The sequence below is a fragment of the Moellerella wisconsensis ATCC 35017 genome (assembly GCF_001294465.1).
GTDB classification, from domain to species: domain Bacteria; phylum Pseudomonadota; class Gammaproteobacteria; order Enterobacterales; family Enterobacteriaceae; genus Moellerella; species Moellerella wisconsensis.
Genome location: NZ_LGAA01000014.1, coordinates 93,808 through 109,236, shown reverse-complemented (window position 1 = coordinate 109,236; position 15,429 = coordinate 93,808). Strand labels below are relative to the sequence as shown.

At 44.2% G+C, this 15,429-nt stretch carries 12 protein-coding genes and 1 pseudogene; all 13 read right to left on the bottom strand.

Annotation, left to right across the window (positions count from 1 at the left end; genetic code table 11):
- Positions 1–26: 26 nt before the first annotated feature.
- Positions 27–1,112 (bottom strand): undecaprenyldiphospho-muramoylpentapeptide beta-N-acetylglucosaminyltransferase, encoded by a 1,086-nt coding sequence (murG, locus tag M992_RS06785; RefSeq protein ID WP_053907871.1) that lies wholly within the window; start codon positions 1,110–1,112, stop codon positions 27–29.
- Positions 1,109–2,302 carry a cell division protein FtsW gene (gene ftsW, locus M992_RS06780; protein ID WP_053907870.1) on the bottom strand — a complete coding sequence of 398 codons (1,194 nt, stop codon included), beginning with the start codon at positions 2,300–2,302 and terminating at the stop codon, positions 1,109–1,111. Before ftsW ends, murG begins: the two co-directional genes overlap by 4 nt.
- A pseudogene (gene murD / locus M992_RS06775) lies at positions 2,302–3,611 on the bottom strand (UDP-N-acetylmuramoyl-L-alanine--D-glutamate ligase). The gene ftsW and the pseudogene murD overlap by 1 nt, the downstream one beginning before the upstream one ends.
- Position 3,612: 1 nt before the next feature.
- Complete coding sequence (gene mraY / locus M992_RS06770; protein ID WP_053907869.1) at positions 3,613–4,695, bottom strand: phospho-N-acetylmuramoyl-pentapeptide-transferase; 1,083 nt, start codon at positions 4,693–4,695, stop codon at positions 3,613–3,615.
- Entirely contained in the window at positions 4,689–6,071 is a 1,383-nt protein-coding gene (murF, locus tag M992_RS06765) for a UDP-N-acetylmuramoyl-tripeptide--D-alanyl-D-alanine ligase (protein WP_053907868.1), read from the bottom strand. The genes mraY and murF overlap by 7 nt, the downstream gene beginning before the upstream one ends.
- A complete protein-coding gene (gene murE, locus M992_RS06760; protein WP_053907867.1) occupies positions 6,068–7,555 on the bottom strand; it encodes a UDP-N-acetylmuramoyl-L-alanyl-D-glutamate--2,6-diaminopimelate ligase in 1,488 nt (495 codons plus the stop codon). The genes murF and murE overlap by 4 nt, the downstream gene beginning before the upstream one ends.
- Positions 7,542–9,311 carry a peptidoglycan glycosyltransferase FtsI gene (ftsI, locus tag M992_RS06755; RefSeq protein WP_053907866.1) on the bottom strand — a complete coding sequence of 590 codons (1,770 nt, stop codon included), beginning with the start codon at positions 9,309–9,311 and terminating at the stop codon, positions 7,542–7,544. Before ftsI ends, murE begins: the two co-directional genes overlap by 14 nt.
- Positions 9,312–9,339: 28 nt before the next feature.
- Positions 9,340–9,657 carry a cell division protein FtsL gene (gene ftsL, locus M992_RS06750; RefSeq protein WP_047256315.1) on the bottom strand — a complete coding sequence of 106 codons (318 nt, stop codon included), beginning with the start codon at positions 9,655–9,657 and terminating at the stop codon, positions 9,340–9,342.
- Positions 9,657–10,610, bottom strand: coding sequence for a 16S rRNA (cytosine(1402)-N(4))-methyltransferase RsmH (gene rsmH, locus M992_RS06745; RefSeq protein WP_053907865.1), 954 nt, complete (start codon positions 10,608–10,610; stop codon positions 9,657–9,659). Before rsmH ends, ftsL begins: the two co-directional genes overlap by 1 nt.
- 2 nt (positions 10,611–10,612) lie before the next feature.
- Positions 10,613–11,071: a division/cell wall cluster transcriptional repressor MraZ gene (gene mraZ, locus M992_RS06740; RefSeq protein WP_053907864.1), complete on the bottom strand. Its 459-nt coding sequence runs from the start codon at positions 11,069–11,071 to the stop codon at positions 10,613–10,615.
- 690 nt (positions 11,072–11,761) lie between these two features.
- Positions 11,762–12,784, bottom strand: coding sequence for a catabolite repressor/activator (gene cra / locus M992_RS06735; RefSeq protein ID WP_047256317.1), 1,023 nt, complete (start codon positions 12,782–12,784; stop codon positions 11,762–11,764).
- 86 nt (positions 12,785–12,870) lie between these two features.
- Positions 12,871–13,362, bottom strand: a complete 492-nt coding sequence (ilvN, locus tag M992_RS06730; RefSeq protein ID WP_053907863.1) for an acetolactate synthase small subunit — start codon at positions 13,360–13,362, stop codon at positions 12,871–12,873.
- 2 nt (positions 13,363–13,364) lie between these two features.
- Positions 13,365–15,092 (bottom strand): acetolactate synthase 3 large subunit, encoded by a 1,728-nt coding sequence (gene ilvI, locus M992_RS06725; RefSeq protein WP_053907862.1) that lies wholly within the window; start codon positions 15,090–15,092, stop codon positions 13,365–13,367.
- Positions 15,093–15,429 lie beyond the last annotated feature (337 nt).

Below are 15,429 nucleotides of genomic sequence, written 5' to 3'. Positions count from 1 at the left end.
ACAACTCATTTCACAGCGGTGAAAACCTATTTAGCCACATCAATCAAAACAGCAGCGACACGCTCTGTTGCATCCGTGATAGCGGTGGCTCGCGCTTTTTCTGCCATGGCGAGCAATTGTGCTCTGTCCCAGTCACCGAGCAACTGGGCAACCGCGTCAGCCGTAAATTGGGGCTGCTCTAATATTTTGGCGGCACCGGCCTGCTCTAATGGCAACGCATTCCAATATTGCTGCCGGTCTTTATGCTGGAATGGAACAAAAATAGCCGGCAATCCGGCTGCAGCGACTTCACTCACGGTCAATGCACCGGAGCGACAAACAATAATATCTGCCCATGCATAAGCTTGCGCCATATCATCAATAAATTCAGTGACTTTAAACTCAGAATCGACTGAATTTTTACTCGCCTCATTATACAACGCTTCTGTAGATTGCTGTGCGCCTTTTCCCGCTTGATGCCATATATTTAACTGTTTGGCGTATTTTTGATCAACGATTGATATAACTTCAGGCATGGTTTGATTCAAAATACGCGCGCCTTGACTGCCGCCAATCACTAATACACGGATCGCACCTTGACGTTCAGCCAGTCGTTGTTGCGGTAGTGGCAATGCAAGGACATCATTACGCACTGGATTTCCGACGACTGGCGCGTTTGGAAATGCCCCCGGAAAGGCCTGTAACACACGCTTAGCTATTTTAGCTAACCATTTATTCGTCAGACCAGCGATGCCGTTTTGTTCATGCAGAACCACAGGAACACCGCACGACCACGCGGCAATTCCTCCCGGGCCTGAGACATAACCGCCCATCCCCAAAACAACATCAGGTTGATAGCGTTTAATAATCACTTTAGCTTGGCGAATCGCATTCCAAATCCGTAATGGTGAAGCTAAAAGCGCCTTAATTCCTTTGCCGCGCAAACCAGAAATTTTGATAAATTCAATATCGATACCATGTTTCGGTACTAAATCGGCTTCCATACGATCAGCCGTTCCTAGCCACAGTATTTCCCATCCCTGTGCTTTTAAATAATGTGCGACCGCAAGCCCCGGGAACACATGTCCTCCGGTTCCCCCTGCCATCACTAAAAGTCGTTTTGGCTGACTCATTTAGCGCTCCTTACAAACGCCTGAGCTCGTTCCAGACGTGTTTCAAAATCAATACGTAATAAAATCGCAATCGCGATGGTCATAATTAATAAACTCGAGCCACCGTAGCTAATTAGCGGTAAGGTTAATCCTTTGGTAGGCAGCATACCCGCGGCAGCGCCGACGTTAACCAACGCCTGAAAGGTAAACCAAATTCCTATAGCACAGGCCAAATAACCGGAGAATTTTTGATTCGCCTGTAATGCACGACGACCAATCATCATAGCTCTGAACGCAACTAAAAATACCATCAGCAATACCAGAACTACGCCGATATATCCGAGTTCTTCGGCTAAAACAGAGAAAATAAAGTCGGTATGTGCTTCGGGCAGATATTCCAATTTTTGGACTGAATTACCTAAGCCCTGACCAAAGACTTCACCGCGGCCAAAAGCCATTAATGATTGAGTTAACTGATAGCCACTGCCAAATGGATCTTCCCATGGATTTAGGAACGAAGTCACACGGCGTACACGGTAAGGTTCGAAATAAATCAAACCAACCACCCCAGCGACACAAATGGCAATACCAATAATAAATGGCGCTAAGCGTGCGCCCGCTAAGAACAATAAGGCGAGAGTAGTAACAACCAATACCACCACGGTACCAAGGTCCGGCTGTAATAACAGCAAGAATGCCATGACTATCAAAATACCCATCGGCTTAATAAACCCAAGAAAGCGAGTTCTTACTTCTTCTGATTTACGCACTAGATAGCTAGAAACAAAACAAAAAAGGGATAATTTTGATAGCTCAGCCGGCTGAATCTTAACGATACCAATGTCTATCCACCGCGAAGCACCATTGACCGAGTTACCGGCAACTAAAACAACCGCTAGCATGGCTAATGAGCCGATCAGCATAATATAATTATACTTTTCCCATACCAGCATCGGAATACGCAGCACGATTATTGCCAAAATGAAGGCTAATACAATATACAGAGCGTCGCGTTTAGCGAAATAGAACGGATCGTCAGTCAGTCGTTGCCCTACTGGCATTGAGGCGGATGTCACCATGATAAACCCTACTGTCGCTAACCCAAAAGCTAGCCACACCAGCGTTCTATCGTACAGTGTCGTCCCCAGCATCAAGCCATCGCGTTCGCCAGTTATCCACCCCTTTAAACGCAGCATTCCAGGCAAGGTCATCAGCCAAGCTCCTTCGCTAAGCGAGCAAATTCATGCCCACGGTGTTCAAAACTTTTAAACTGATCCAGGCTGGCACAGGCAGGAGAAAGCAATACCATATCGCCACTGTGTAGTTGCTTAGCGATTAATTGCATTGATTGTTCCATAGTTTCAGTCTGTTGAGTTATTTCAGGGCGTAATTCGGCTAATTGTGCTCTATCACGACCAAAACAATAAATTCTAATATTATCCGCAGCTAAATATTTTTTTAGCGTAGAAAAATCGGCGGATTTACCATCCCCTCCCAGCAGCAAGAATAAAGTCCCTTCGACTTTAAGCCCCTGCAAAGCGGCTTCGGTACTGCCAACATTCGTGGCTTTAGAGTCATTTATCCAGCGTACGCCATGATTAAAATGCACTAATTGGAAACGATGTGCTAAACCCGGGTAATGTTTTAACGCCTCAATACTGGCCTTACGAGGAATACCCACCGCATCCGCCAGTGCTAACGCCACTAGCGCATTGGTATAATTATGCTGACCACTTAATAGCATGTCGCTAACCGCTAAAATGGGCTGTCCATGAACCACTAATTGGCGCTGTTGCTGATCAAAAAATAATCGCCCTGCCCTACACCGAAGCTAATACAGCGTTGGTCTGCTCCCGTAGCGGGTAGTGTTAGCGCATCTTGTTGATTAACAATACAGTATTTGGCCTGATTATAAATTCGCAATTTAGCGGCACGGTATTGCTGTAATCCGTGCGGATAGCGATCCATATGATCTTCACTGAGGTTAATTACCGTAGCAACTGTCGCCCGTAAACTGTCAGTGGTTTCTAATTGAAAGCTAGAAAGTTCAAGCACATAAAGCTGATGATTAGCCTTCAGTAAGGACAGCGCAGGGATCCCAATATTGCCACCGATCCCCACCGATAACCCCGCTGTTTTAGCCATCTCACCGACTAACGAGGTAACCGTGCTTTTACCGTTAGAGCCAGTAATCGCCACAATAGGCGCTTTAGCTTCACGGCAAAACAGTTCAATATCGCCAACAATTTCAATGCCATTATCAGCCGCAGTTTGTAGCTCAGGCGTCGCAAGAGCAATACCCGGGCTGGCAACGATTAAATCAGCGTCAGCCAGCCATTGAGGTTGAAAACTGCCACTGTGGCAAGCCACCTCGGGCGGGAGTTTTTCCATACCCGGAGGTGCTGCTCGGGTATCTATCACTTTTGGGATAACCCCGCGTGATAGAAAAAAGTCAACGCAGGAGAGACCCGTGATCCCTAACCCAATAATAACGACTTTTTTACCCTGATAATCAACCATCTTAACGTACCTTCAGTGTTGCTAATCCAATCAGAACTAACATCAGCGAAATTATCCAAAAACGTACAATGACGCGAGGTTCTGGCCAGCCTTTCAGCTCATAATGGTGATGGATAGGCGCCATGCGGAAAATACGCTGACCCCGTAGTTTAAACGAACCGACTTGTAAAATAACCGACAAGGTTTCAACGACAAATACCCCGCCCATAATCACTAATAAAAACTCTTGGCGCAGTAACACTGCAATTGTTCCTAAGGTGCCGCCTAATGCTAACGAACCGACATCGCCCATAAAGACTTGTGCTGGATAGGTATTGAACCACAGAAAACCGAGCCCTGCCCCAACCATGGCGGTACAGAAAATCACTAATTCACCGGCATGAGGAATAAAAGGGATATGCAAATAATTAGCAAAATTGACGTTACCGGTCGCCCAAGCGACTAACGCAAAACCGGCAGCGACAAACACCGTTGGCATAATAGCTAAGCCATCAAGGCCATCGGTTAAGTTAACCGCATTACTGGTACCGACAATCACAAAATAAGTCAGCAAAATATACAACATGCCTAATTGAGGCATCACATCTTTAAAGAATGGCACGACTAATTGGGTTGCAGGGGTATCTTTGCCGACGGCATACATGGTAAAAGCCACGGCCAAGGCGATAACAGACTGCCAAAAGTATTTCCAGCGGGCAATTAAGCCTTTGGTATCTTTACGCACCACTTTGCGGTAATCATCCACAAAGCCGACAATCCCGTAGCCCACCAGGACAAATAACACGCACCAAATATAAGGGTTTTCTAATCTTGCCCACAGTAATACGGAGACCGTAATCGAGAACAGAATTAATATCCCCCCCATGGTTGGGGTACCGCGCTTACTAAAATGAGATTCTGGCCCTTCGCTGCGTACCACTTGCCCTATTTGCATTTTCTGTAAAAAAGCAATCAGCCGCGGCCCCATCCATAAAGCAATCACCAACGCAGTCAGCAAACCGACGATAGCCCGAAACGTCAGATAAGAGAAAACGTTAAACCCGGTAAATTTATGGGCTAATAATTCGGCCAGCCAAACTAGCATGTGTAGCACTCCTTTAATGCGTCTACGATATCTTCCATCGCAGTACTGCGTGAACCTTTAACTAAAATAGAAACAACGTCATTTTGTTGAATCAACGGAAGTAATTGGGCTAATAAATCGGCTTTATATGCAAAATGTTCGCCGCAGCCACTGGCCTGGCTAATTTCATGGCTGAGCTGCCCCACACTGAAAACTTTGTCTAAGCCATACTCGTGTGCCGCTTCACCCACTTGCTGGTGGCATTCTTTGGCATATTCACCTAATTCGCCCATATCACCAGTGACAAAAATACGATATCCCGGCATTTGTGAGAGAACACGAATAGCCGCTATCATCGAGCCTGTATTGGCGTTATAAGTATCGTCAAACACGATTTTGCCATCAGCGAGATGGACTGGATATAAACGCCCCGGCACCGCTTGAGCCTGGGCCAAGCCTTGTTTAATATCATCAAGTGTCGCGCCCACGGATAACGCCAGCGTACTTGCGGCTAACGCATTAGATACATTGTGCATGCCCGGTAACGGCAATGAAATCTGCACGCTACCTACCGGCGTATGCAGAGTAAACTCTGTAGTTAATTGATTAACCACGATATCTGTCGGGTAAAAATCCGCAGTATCTTGTGCGGTTAAAGAATAGCGCCATACCGTTTGCCGCGGATCAAGTTGTGCTATCCACTGCGTCTGATCATTACTGTCCAGATTGATAATTGCAGTGCCTTCATCTGGCAGCCCTTGATAAATCTCACCTTTCGCTTGTGCAACGCCTTCAAGCGAACCAAAACCTTCTAAATGTGCCGCAAATAAATTGTTTACTAAGGCACTTTCGGGTTTAACCAAATGGGTGGTGTAGGCGATTTCACCGATATGATTAGCGCCCATTTCGATAACCGCATATTGATGCTCGTCGGTTAAACGCAATAAGGTCAATGGAACACCGATATCGTTATTTAAATTGCCCGCGGTATAAAGCGTTTTGCCTCGTTGACGTAAAATAGCGGCGGTTAGCTCTTTAACTGAAGTTTTCCCCGAAGACCCGGTTAACCCGACAACACGCGCAGAGCTCTGTTGTCTAACCCACGCGGCAATCTGCCCTAACGCTATATGGGTATTTTCAACTTTAATTTGAGGGCAATTAACCGCTAATTGGCGCTCGACCAATAATGCGCTCGCGCCCGCAGCGATGACCTGATCAATAAATTGATGCGCATCGAAACGTTCACCTTTTAAGGCAATAAATAAACATTGTTCACCAATTTGACGGCTATCGGTACTGACTTGCTGGATAATCAGTGTATCCGCAGCAGCAGTATTTTCAGTGATTAGCGTACCACCGGTGACTGCGGCCAGTTGGCGTAAACTTACTGGGATCATGCCATTACCCCCAACAACCGAGCCACCGTTAAGCGATCTGAATAATCTAAGCGACGATGCCCTATAATTTGATAATCTTCATGGCCTTTACCTGCAATCACAATCATATCGTCAGGCTTAGCCTGCATGATGGCGCTAGTGACGGCTTCTGCGCGTCCCGCTATCGCGACAATGCGGCTACTGTCTAAAACTCCCGACATAATATCGTCAATAATAGACTGTGGTTCTTCGCTACGCGGATTATCATCGGTAATGATTACTCGGTCTGCCCATTGCTCAGCAATGCCGCCCATTAATGGTCGTTTACCCTTATCACGATCGCCGCCGCAACCAAATACGCACCATAACTGACCGGTACAATGTAATCGTGCAGCAGTTAAGGCTTTTTCTAACGCATCTGGCGTGTGGGCATAATCAACCACAACCGTTGGCTTACCCGGCGCGCTAAAGACTTCCATGCGCCCACAAACCGGAGTTAACACCTGCGTGGAAGCCAATAAAGCCTCTAATGGGTAATCCAACATCAATAATGTCGCCATTGCTACCAACAAATTACTGACATTAAACGCCCCCATCAGTGGGCTATGAATAATCCCTTCACCCCAAGATGAATTAAATTGAATGCTAGCGCCTTTATCATGATAATCAACCTGATGCGCCAAAACCCATGATCCTTGCCAATCATTAGGTAAGGCATTTTCCATGCTCACGGCGCAAGCGGTAGGTAAACGAGCTAGCCACTGCAAACCAACGGGATCATCTGCATTGATAATTTTTGTTTTTGCATGATGAGTCGAAAACAATAACCATTTCGCGGCTTCATACGCAGCCATATCGCCATGATAATCTAGGTGATCACGGCTAAGATTAGTAAATACCGCGGCATCGAAATCCAACCCAGCGACTCGGCCTTGAACCAACCCGTGAGAAGAAACTTCCATCGCGGTAAAGCTGGCGGTTTGTTTTAATAATTGTTGTAACTCAAGTTGGATATCGACCGCAGAGCCGGTGGTATTTTCGCTCGGCGTCACATGGTTTAATAATCCGTTCCCGACCGTCCCCATGACCGCGCTGGTTTCTCTTAAACCTTGTGCCCACTGAGCAATTAGCTGAGTAGTGGTTGTTTTACCATTCGTTCCCGTCACGCCGATTAAGCGCATTTTTTGTGACGGATGCTGATAGAACTCGCCAGCTAACTGGGATAACTTATGATTTAAATCATGCAGATAAACTACCGGAATGCCATGCTGATATTTGATTTCGCCTTCGTCAGCTTGGCCATCAGCTTCAGCAATAATGGCTGCCACACCTTGAGCTATCGCTTGAGGAATATAGTGCCGCCCATCAACTTCATGGCCTTTAATGGCAATAAACAGATCACTTGCGGCAGCTTTACGGCTGTCCAGCGTCATCTCACCTAGATTAATCTCAGGCGCGCTCACACCAAATGGCGCAAGCAAATCACGAAGATTACGATCTGCCACTTTTATCCTCTTTTATTTTATTAATCGCTAATTCATTTTTTGCATCTGTCGCCAACGCATCAGGTTCGATATTCATAATCCGCAGAACACCGCCCATGATGGCACCAAAGATTGGTGCCGAGACGACCCCACCGTAATATTTTCCTGCTTTCGGGTCATTAATCACGATAACTAACGCATAGCGAGGTTTACTCGCAGGCGCAATACCGGCAGTATATGAAATATATTGATTCACATAACGGCCGTCTGGACCCACCTTTTTGGCTGTCCCAGTTTTAATCGCAATGCGATAGCCTTTAATCGCTGCACGTGTTCCCCCACCGCCAGGCAAGGCAACACTTTCCATCATATGTACCACGGTTTTCATGGTCGATTCTGGGAAAACTCGCGTTCCAGGTACAGGTGGATCAACTTTGGTGATCGATAAAGGACGATAAATACCAAAACTGCCGATAGTCGCGTAGGCTCTCACCAGCTGCAGCGGTGTGACCATTAAGCCGTAACCAAAGGAGAAAGTCGCACGGTCTAAATCAGCCCAGCGGGTCTTCTTGTTTGGGAAAATACCGCTACTTTCACCCACCAGTCCCAGATTCGTCGGCTTACCAAAACCAAAATTAGAATAGACATCAACCAGCTCAGAGGCTGGCATTGCTAAAGCTAATTTAGACACCCCAACGTTACTCGACTTCTGCAAAATACCGGTAATCGATAATTCAGGATAATGTCCAACATCTTTGATTTCATGCCCATTAATCCGATACGGATAAGTATTTAGCACGGTGTTTTCTTTGATAATACCATTATGTAAAGCGCTCATAACCACCAGCGGTTTCACCGTAGATCCCGGCTCAAAAATATCGGTGATAGCCCGATTACGCATTAAATCCATCGTAGTGCCGGCTAAATTATTCGGGTTATAAGATGGGCTATTTGCCATTGCCAGTATTTCACCGGTGTTTACATCCACCAGAATCGCGGTACCTGATTCGGCTTTATTTTCCTGCACCCCTTTGGTCAGCTCACGATAAACCAGCGACTGTAAACGCTCATCAATACTGAGTACCAAGTTATGCGCGGCTTGGCTATCGGTCGAAGAAATATCCTCAATCACGCGCCCCGCACGATCTTTACGCACGATACGTTCACCGGAAGAGCCTTTAAGCCAGCGATCAAAACTTTTTTCAATCCCTTCAATCCCTTCAGCATCAATATTGGTGACGCCAATTAAATGTGCGGCAACCGGGCCTGAAGGATAATAGCGGCGAGATTCTTTGCGCAGATAAATACCCGGCAATTTTAATTTTCGAATATAGTCGCCAATCGACGGATTAACTTGGCGAGCGAGGTAAACAAAACGGCCTTTAGGATTAGCATTAACTTTAGTATTAATTTGTTCTAATGGGATTTCTAGGGCATCAGCCAGCGCTTTCCAACGTTCATCATTAGTTACCCCACCTTCTTCATGCACAATTTTGGGGTCTGCCCAAATAGCATCAACAGGAACACTAACCGCCAATTGTCGCCCTTCTCTATCACTAATCATACCGCGGGTAGTCACGACTTCTTGCACTCGCAATGAGCGCATGTCACCTTCTTTTACCAATTTTTCAGGGCTAATAATTTGCAAATAAGCGACACGAAATAATAGACCGACTAATGCGAGTAGTATGCCCCCACATAACAACGCAAAACGCCAGCCGACATAGCTGCTCTGTTCTTCTTGTCGTTTGTTTTTGCTGGAACGAGGCGCTTTCATCCGAACCCTTAGTGATTACTTATAATTATTAATTAGTGACAACAATATTTTCTTGCGCCGGATCGACATGGATCATTTGCAATTTTTCGACCGATAGACGCTCGACTCGGCTATGATTCGCTAACGCGTTCTCTTCGAGGATCAGGTTACGCCATTCGATTTCTAAGGCGTCCTTTTCTTCAAAAAGGCGATCTTTTTCAGCCGTTAATAAACGAGACTCATGTGCCGTCGTCACCGTCGATACAGCACTGATAATAATCGCTATCAACAAAATCAATGGAATAATTCCATAACTGAACAGATCGCGACCAATAACTCTTAATAGACTGTGTCTTTCAGGAGGCATTAATCTTCTACTCTTTCAGCAAAGCGAAGCACCGAACTACGCGCTCTTGGGTTCTCGGCGACTTCAGCTTCTGGTGGTTTCATTTTACCTAAGGCACGTAATTTGGCCGCACCTAAGGCTCTAATCTGTGTTTCGGTCAACGGGATCCCCGCTGGCACTTTAGGCCCTTGGCTGTTATGGCGAATAAAGCGTTTTACAATTCTGTCTTCTAAAGAGTGAAAACTAATTACTGACAAACGCCCTGCCGGTGCTAATACCGCCATCGCGCCATTCAGTGCCTGTTCAATCTCTTCCAGCTCGCTATTAATATAAATACGGATCGCTTGGAAACTACGAGTAGCCGGATGTTTATGGCGTTCTTTTACCGGGCTAACCTGAGCGATTAGCTCAGCCAAATGACGAGTTCGAGTTAACGGTTCTTTCTCAGGGTCTTGATTACGCTCAACAATAGCTCTAGCAATTCGCTTAGCAAAGCGTTCCTCGCCAAAGGTTTTTAATACCCATGCGATATCATCGGCTTCTGCATTCATTAACCATTGTGATGCCGATTGGCCTTTGGTGGGATTCATACGCATGTCTAAAGGTCCATCGCGCATAAATGAAAATCCACGTTCTGCATCATCCAACTGTGGCGAAGATACGCCTAAATCGAGCAACACACCGTCAATTTTTCCTATTAAACCGTCTTCTTCGACATAATCAGCTAGCGCAGAAAAAGGTCCATGCTTAATACTAAACCGTGGGTCATCTATCGCTTCAGCAGCTTTAATCGCTTCCGGGTCGCGGTCGATAGCAATCAAGCGTCCATGTTCACCTAATTGTGAAAGTATCAGACGGGAATGCCCGCCACGACCAAATGTTCCATCGATATAAATGCCATTTGGCTGAATATTTAATCCGTTTACTGCTTCATCAAGTAATACGGTAACGTGCTTAAATTGCTGTTCTGGCATTATTATAGTGACAAGTCCTGTAATCGGGTTGATAACGGCTGAATATTCTCCAGCTCAGCGGCAATATCCTGCTGAACTTGGCGATACCAACGTTGTTCATCCCAGAGTTCAAATTTATTAATTTGGCCAACGAGCATGACCTCTTTTGTTAGCCCTGCGTGCTGACGCAAAGTATTGGCTAACAGAAGACGTCCAGCATTGTCCATTTTACATTCACTAGCATGGCCTAGTAATAGGCGCTGTACACGACGTTCCATCGGTTCCATTGAGGATAAACGCGATAATTTTTGTTCAATAATTTCCCATTCAGGCAAGGTATATAGCAACAGACAGGACTGATGAAGATCGATAGTACACACCATTTGTCCTTGGCATTCGTCAAGCAGCACTGCCCGATATCGGGTGGGCACGGTAATTCGGCCTTTACTGTCGAGATTAACCTGCGTTGCCCCACGAAACATACTCGTTATTCCCCCTAAATTTCCACTTTCTCCACACTCCCCCACAAATCACCACCCATGAAGTTTACGGATGGTATGAAAACCTTGTCAAGCCAGAGGTTGCGCGCTTTAGCTTTATTTACAGTGTGCGTAGAGTCGATATATTGTAGAAAAATATTCTCGAGGGCAAAAAAAATAAATTAACATCATGATATAATTGGTTTATTTTCAATATAATAACAATTAATTAAAATATATCCATAAATACGTGATAGATAAAATAAATTATTATATCTGCTGTGAATGTCTCATTTTTATACAATTAAATAACGTCTAATTTAATGATTAAAAAAAAACAAACTAACAAAATATATCGCTGGCTAAAAAAACATCCTTTCCAAAAATATAATACTCATTTATATCAATAAGATACAAATACTGATAAATAAACAGTAGTTAATTTAAATTAAATTTAAATAATTAGTCTTAATTTTAGTTAACTTTGCCTAATCTTTGGTGAGCATTAGCTAGCAGAGATTAAATAAAAAATAGTCAATCAGTTAAGATTTTTCTTAAAGTGAAATTTTCACCCTCACTTTACCAAAATAAAAAAAGCCCCTGAGATCAGGGGCAGTATTTTAGTACTGAATGCTGTCTATATCACTGATTATTTGATACGAAATAGCATAAATTTATTAATTTAATTTATCTTCATTCAACAAATAACGCTTTTCTGCCCAAACTACCTTTATGGCATAAATCACGGCGAATTTTGGTAATTCCAGCTTCCGGTTTTTGCTTCTCATCTAAACTCGCCAATACTAATTCCAAAACTCGTTCGGCTATATCTCGATGACGCTGAGCAAGTGACAATACTGGACATTCAAGAAAATCTAGTAATTCACTGTCACCAAAGGTGGCAATAACCATATGCTCAGGTAATCGTCCGCTGCGTTTTAATATGATATCTAATACGCCTTGCAATAGTGAGAATGAGGTTGTAAATAAAGCATCCGGCATATCATTACCTTTATCCAGCCACTGAGTAAAGGCTTCAGCAGCGGATTCACGCTCGTAACTATTGGCATATAAATAGCTTACTTCGCGCTGATCACCGTGCCAACCAGCACGGAATCCTTGCTCACGCAAAAAACTTACTGATAATTCAGGCAATGCGCCTAAATACAGCACAGACTTAGCAGGAAATTTGCTTAACTCAGCAGAGATGACTGTCGCATCTTCCTGATCATCGCCAACCACACTGATAAAATGCTCTCGTTCCAATGCACGGTCTAAAGCAATTATCGGCAAAGAACGATTTGCCCAACGCTGATAAAACGGATGCTCTGGCGGTAAAGCCGTCGAAACAATAATCGCATCAACTTGACGCTGCAATAAATGTTCAACACAACGAATTTCATTATCGGGCTGATCTTCAGAGCAGGCAATTAACAACTGATAACCACGCTGACGAGCCTGACGTTCAAGATAGTTAGCTATTCGCGTATAGCTGGTATTTTCCAAATCAGGGATCACCAGCCCAATAGAACGCGTTCTGCCTGCGCGCAAACCTGCAGCAACAGCATTTGGATGGTAATTGTGTTCTCTGACAACTGCCATCACTTTTTCAACAGTTTTATCGCTAACTCGATACTGCTTGGCTTTGCCATTGATCACATAACTAGCCGTCGTGCGCGAAACACCTGCTAAACGGGCTATTTCATCCAGTTTCACTTTAACCTCTTTAAAAGTCAGGTAACTCGCTCAGAATCATTCTGAGCGTCACATTTGATGTATTTTAACCTCGTGTTACATATTTTTCACCGCATAATTTTATCGCCGCGAGAAACTCCGACAATTCCAGAGCGTACGACTTCAACAATTTCAGCAACCCCTCGCACAGATTCAATAAATGCGTCGAGTTTATCACTGGTACCGGCTAGCTGAACGGTATACAGCGTTGGTGTCACATCGATAATTTGGCCACGAAAAATATCGGCACTGCGTTTAATCTCTTCACGTCCATAACCACTCGCTTGCAATTTCACCAACATAATTTCCCGCTCCACATGCTCTGATGCGGTTAATTCGCTGACACGAAGAACGTCGATCAATTTATGCAATTGTTTTTCAATCTGTTCCAGTACTTTCGCATCACCTTTTGTCTGAATTGTCATGCGAGACAAAGTAGGATCATCTGTCGGAGCAACAGTTAAACTCTCAATATTATAACCGCGTTGTGAAAATAATCCGATAACTCGGGACAATGCCCCTGATTCATTTTCTAATAATACCGATAAAATACGGCGCATAATCAGGTCCTCTCCGTTTTACTTAACCACATTTCATCCATCGCGCCCCCGCGGATCTGCATTGGGTAAACGTGTTCGGTTTCATCAATATTAATATCTACAAACACTAAGCGCTGATGATTATTAACGTAATCTAATGCTTGTGTTAATTTACTTTCTAACTCATCAGGGGTCTTAATCGAAATCCCGATATGACCGTAAGCTTGCGCTAATTTGACAAAATCCGGCAAGGATTCCATATAAGATTGAGAATGGCGGCCTTGATAAATCATATCTTGCCACTGCTTTACCATACCTAAAAAACCATTATTAAGATTAAGCACCAATACCGGTAAGCTATATTGCAACGCCGTTGATAACTCCTGAATATTCATTTGGATACTACCATCACCCGTAACGCAAACCACGGTAGCATCGGGATGTGCGAGTTTAACTCCTAGCGCCGCAGGTAAACCAAAGCCCATGGTCCCCAGCCCACCAGAATTAATCCAATGTCTTGGTTTATCAAATGGATAATACAGCGCCGCAAACATTTGATGTTGACCAACATCTGAAGTCACATATGCATTACCTGCGGTTAAACGATAGATAGCTTGAATTGCCTGCTGTGGCTTAATTTTATCTTTTAATTGTGGATAATCGAGACAATGACGGCTACGCCAATCTTCAATCTGTTTCCACCATTCAGCTAAGGCTAACTTATTTTGTTTTGATTCTGCTGATGACAGCTGGCTCAGCATTTGCTGTAACGTCTGTTTTGCATCGCCAACAATCGGGATATCTGCCGATACAGTTTTCGAAATTGATGCAGGATCAATATCAATGTGGATCACCGAGGCATTTGGGCAATATTTATCCAAATTATTAGTCGTTCGGTCATCAAATCGCACACCAACAGCAAAAATAATATCAGCGTTATGCATGACCTTATTAGCTTCATAAGTACCATGCATGCCTAACATACCAACCGATAACGTATGCGTTTCAGGGAACGCGCCTAACCCCATTAACGTCGATACTACCGGGAGACGTAAGCTTTCAGCTAATGTCAGCAATTCAGCTGAACATGCCGAGTTAATAGTACCACCACCAATATAAAGCACCGGTTTTTGTGCCGCCAATAATTTGGATAATGCCTTTTTAATCTGCCCTTTATGCCCTTGGATAGTCGGATTATAAGAGCGTAAGCTAACTTCAGCAGGATAATGGTATGGTTTTTTAATTGCTGGGTTTACTGTATCTTTGGGAAAATCAATAACTACGGGTCCCGGACGCCCACTCGCTGCAATAAAAAAGGCTTTTTTAATCGTCTCAGGGATATCTTGGGCATCTTTGACTAAAAAACTATGTTTTACGATTGGGCGCGAGATCCCAACCATGTCACATTCCTGAAATGCATCATTACCAATCAATGAGCTAGCCACCTGTCCCGATAAGATAACTAGTGGTACTGAATCCATATACGCCGTGGCAATTCCGGTAATTGCATTAGTCGCTCCAGGGCCTGAAGTGACCAACACCACCCCAACATCACCCGTTGATCTGGCATAGCCATCAGCCATATGCACCGCAGCTTGTTCATGGCGAACTAGAATATGCTCAACCCCACCCACAGTATGCAGTGCATCGTATATATCCAAAACAGCGCCACCAGGGTAACCAAATACGTGCTTTACCCCCTGATCAATCAACGATTTGACGATCATCTCGGCTCCTGAGAACATCTCCATGAGTTTGCCTCCAAGCATAGTTTGCAAGTTTATAGAAGGATGGATCCTTCTTTTTGTTATGTCATTTTGTTATTTGATTTTCGAGCTAACTCCAATATTAACAGGCCAGCCTCCTAATAACATAACGTTCCATTTTGTAGTTCGCAAATAGCATTTTTGTAAAAATAGACGAGTTTATAAGATAAAACTGGATTAACTTTGCTCTACCATGGATTTGTCTGAAATTAAACAATTTTACAGAATAATACGGGGGGTCAATTTATCCTTTGGGAATAACAAGGATGCAGTAAGCTAATCTAGATGGCGTAAAAAATTTAGAAAAATTAATTGCCAAAAA

What these genes read in the sequence shown, in the direction of transcription:
- murG (WP_053907871.1), bottom strand. Translation starts at nt 1,112, where the DNA reads ATGAGTCAGCCAAAACGACTTTTAGTGATGGCAGGGGGAACCGGAGGA.
- ftsW (WP_053907870.1), bottom strand. Translation starts at nt 2,302, where the DNA reads ATGACCTTGCCTGGAATGCTGCGTTTAAAGGGGTGGATAACTGGCGAA.
- mraY (WP_053907869.1), bottom strand. Translation starts at nt 4,695, where the DNA reads ATGCTAGTTTGGCTGGCCGAATTATTAGCCCATAAATTTACCGGGTTT.
- murF (WP_053907868.1), bottom strand. Translation starts at nt 6,071, where the DNA reads ATGATCCCAGTAAGTTTACGCCAACTGGCCGCAGTCACCGGTGGTACG.
- ftsI (WP_053907866.1), bottom strand. Translation starts at nt 9,311, where the DNA reads ATGAAAGCGCCTCGTTCCAGCAAAAACAAACGACAAGAAGAACAGAGC.
- ftsL (WP_047256315.1), bottom strand. Translation starts at nt 9,657, where the DNA reads ATGCCTCCTGAAAGACACAGTCTATTAAGAGTTATTGGTCGCGATCTG.
- rsmH (WP_053907865.1), bottom strand. Translation starts at nt 10,610, where the DNA reads ATGCCAGAACAGCAATTTAAGCACGTTACCGTATTACTTGATGAAGCA.
- mraZ (WP_053907864.1), bottom strand. Translation starts at nt 11,071, where the DNA reads ATGTTTCGTGGGGCAACGCAGGTTAATCTCGACAGTAAAGGCCGAATT.
- ilvN (WP_053907863.1), bottom strand. Translation starts at nt 13,362, where the DNA reads ATGCGCCGTATTTTATCGGTATTATTAGAAAATGAATCAGGGGCATTG.
- ilvI (WP_053907862.1), bottom strand. Translation starts at nt 15,092, where the DNA reads ATGGAGATGTTCTCAGGAGCCGAGATGATCGTCAAATCGTTGATTGAT.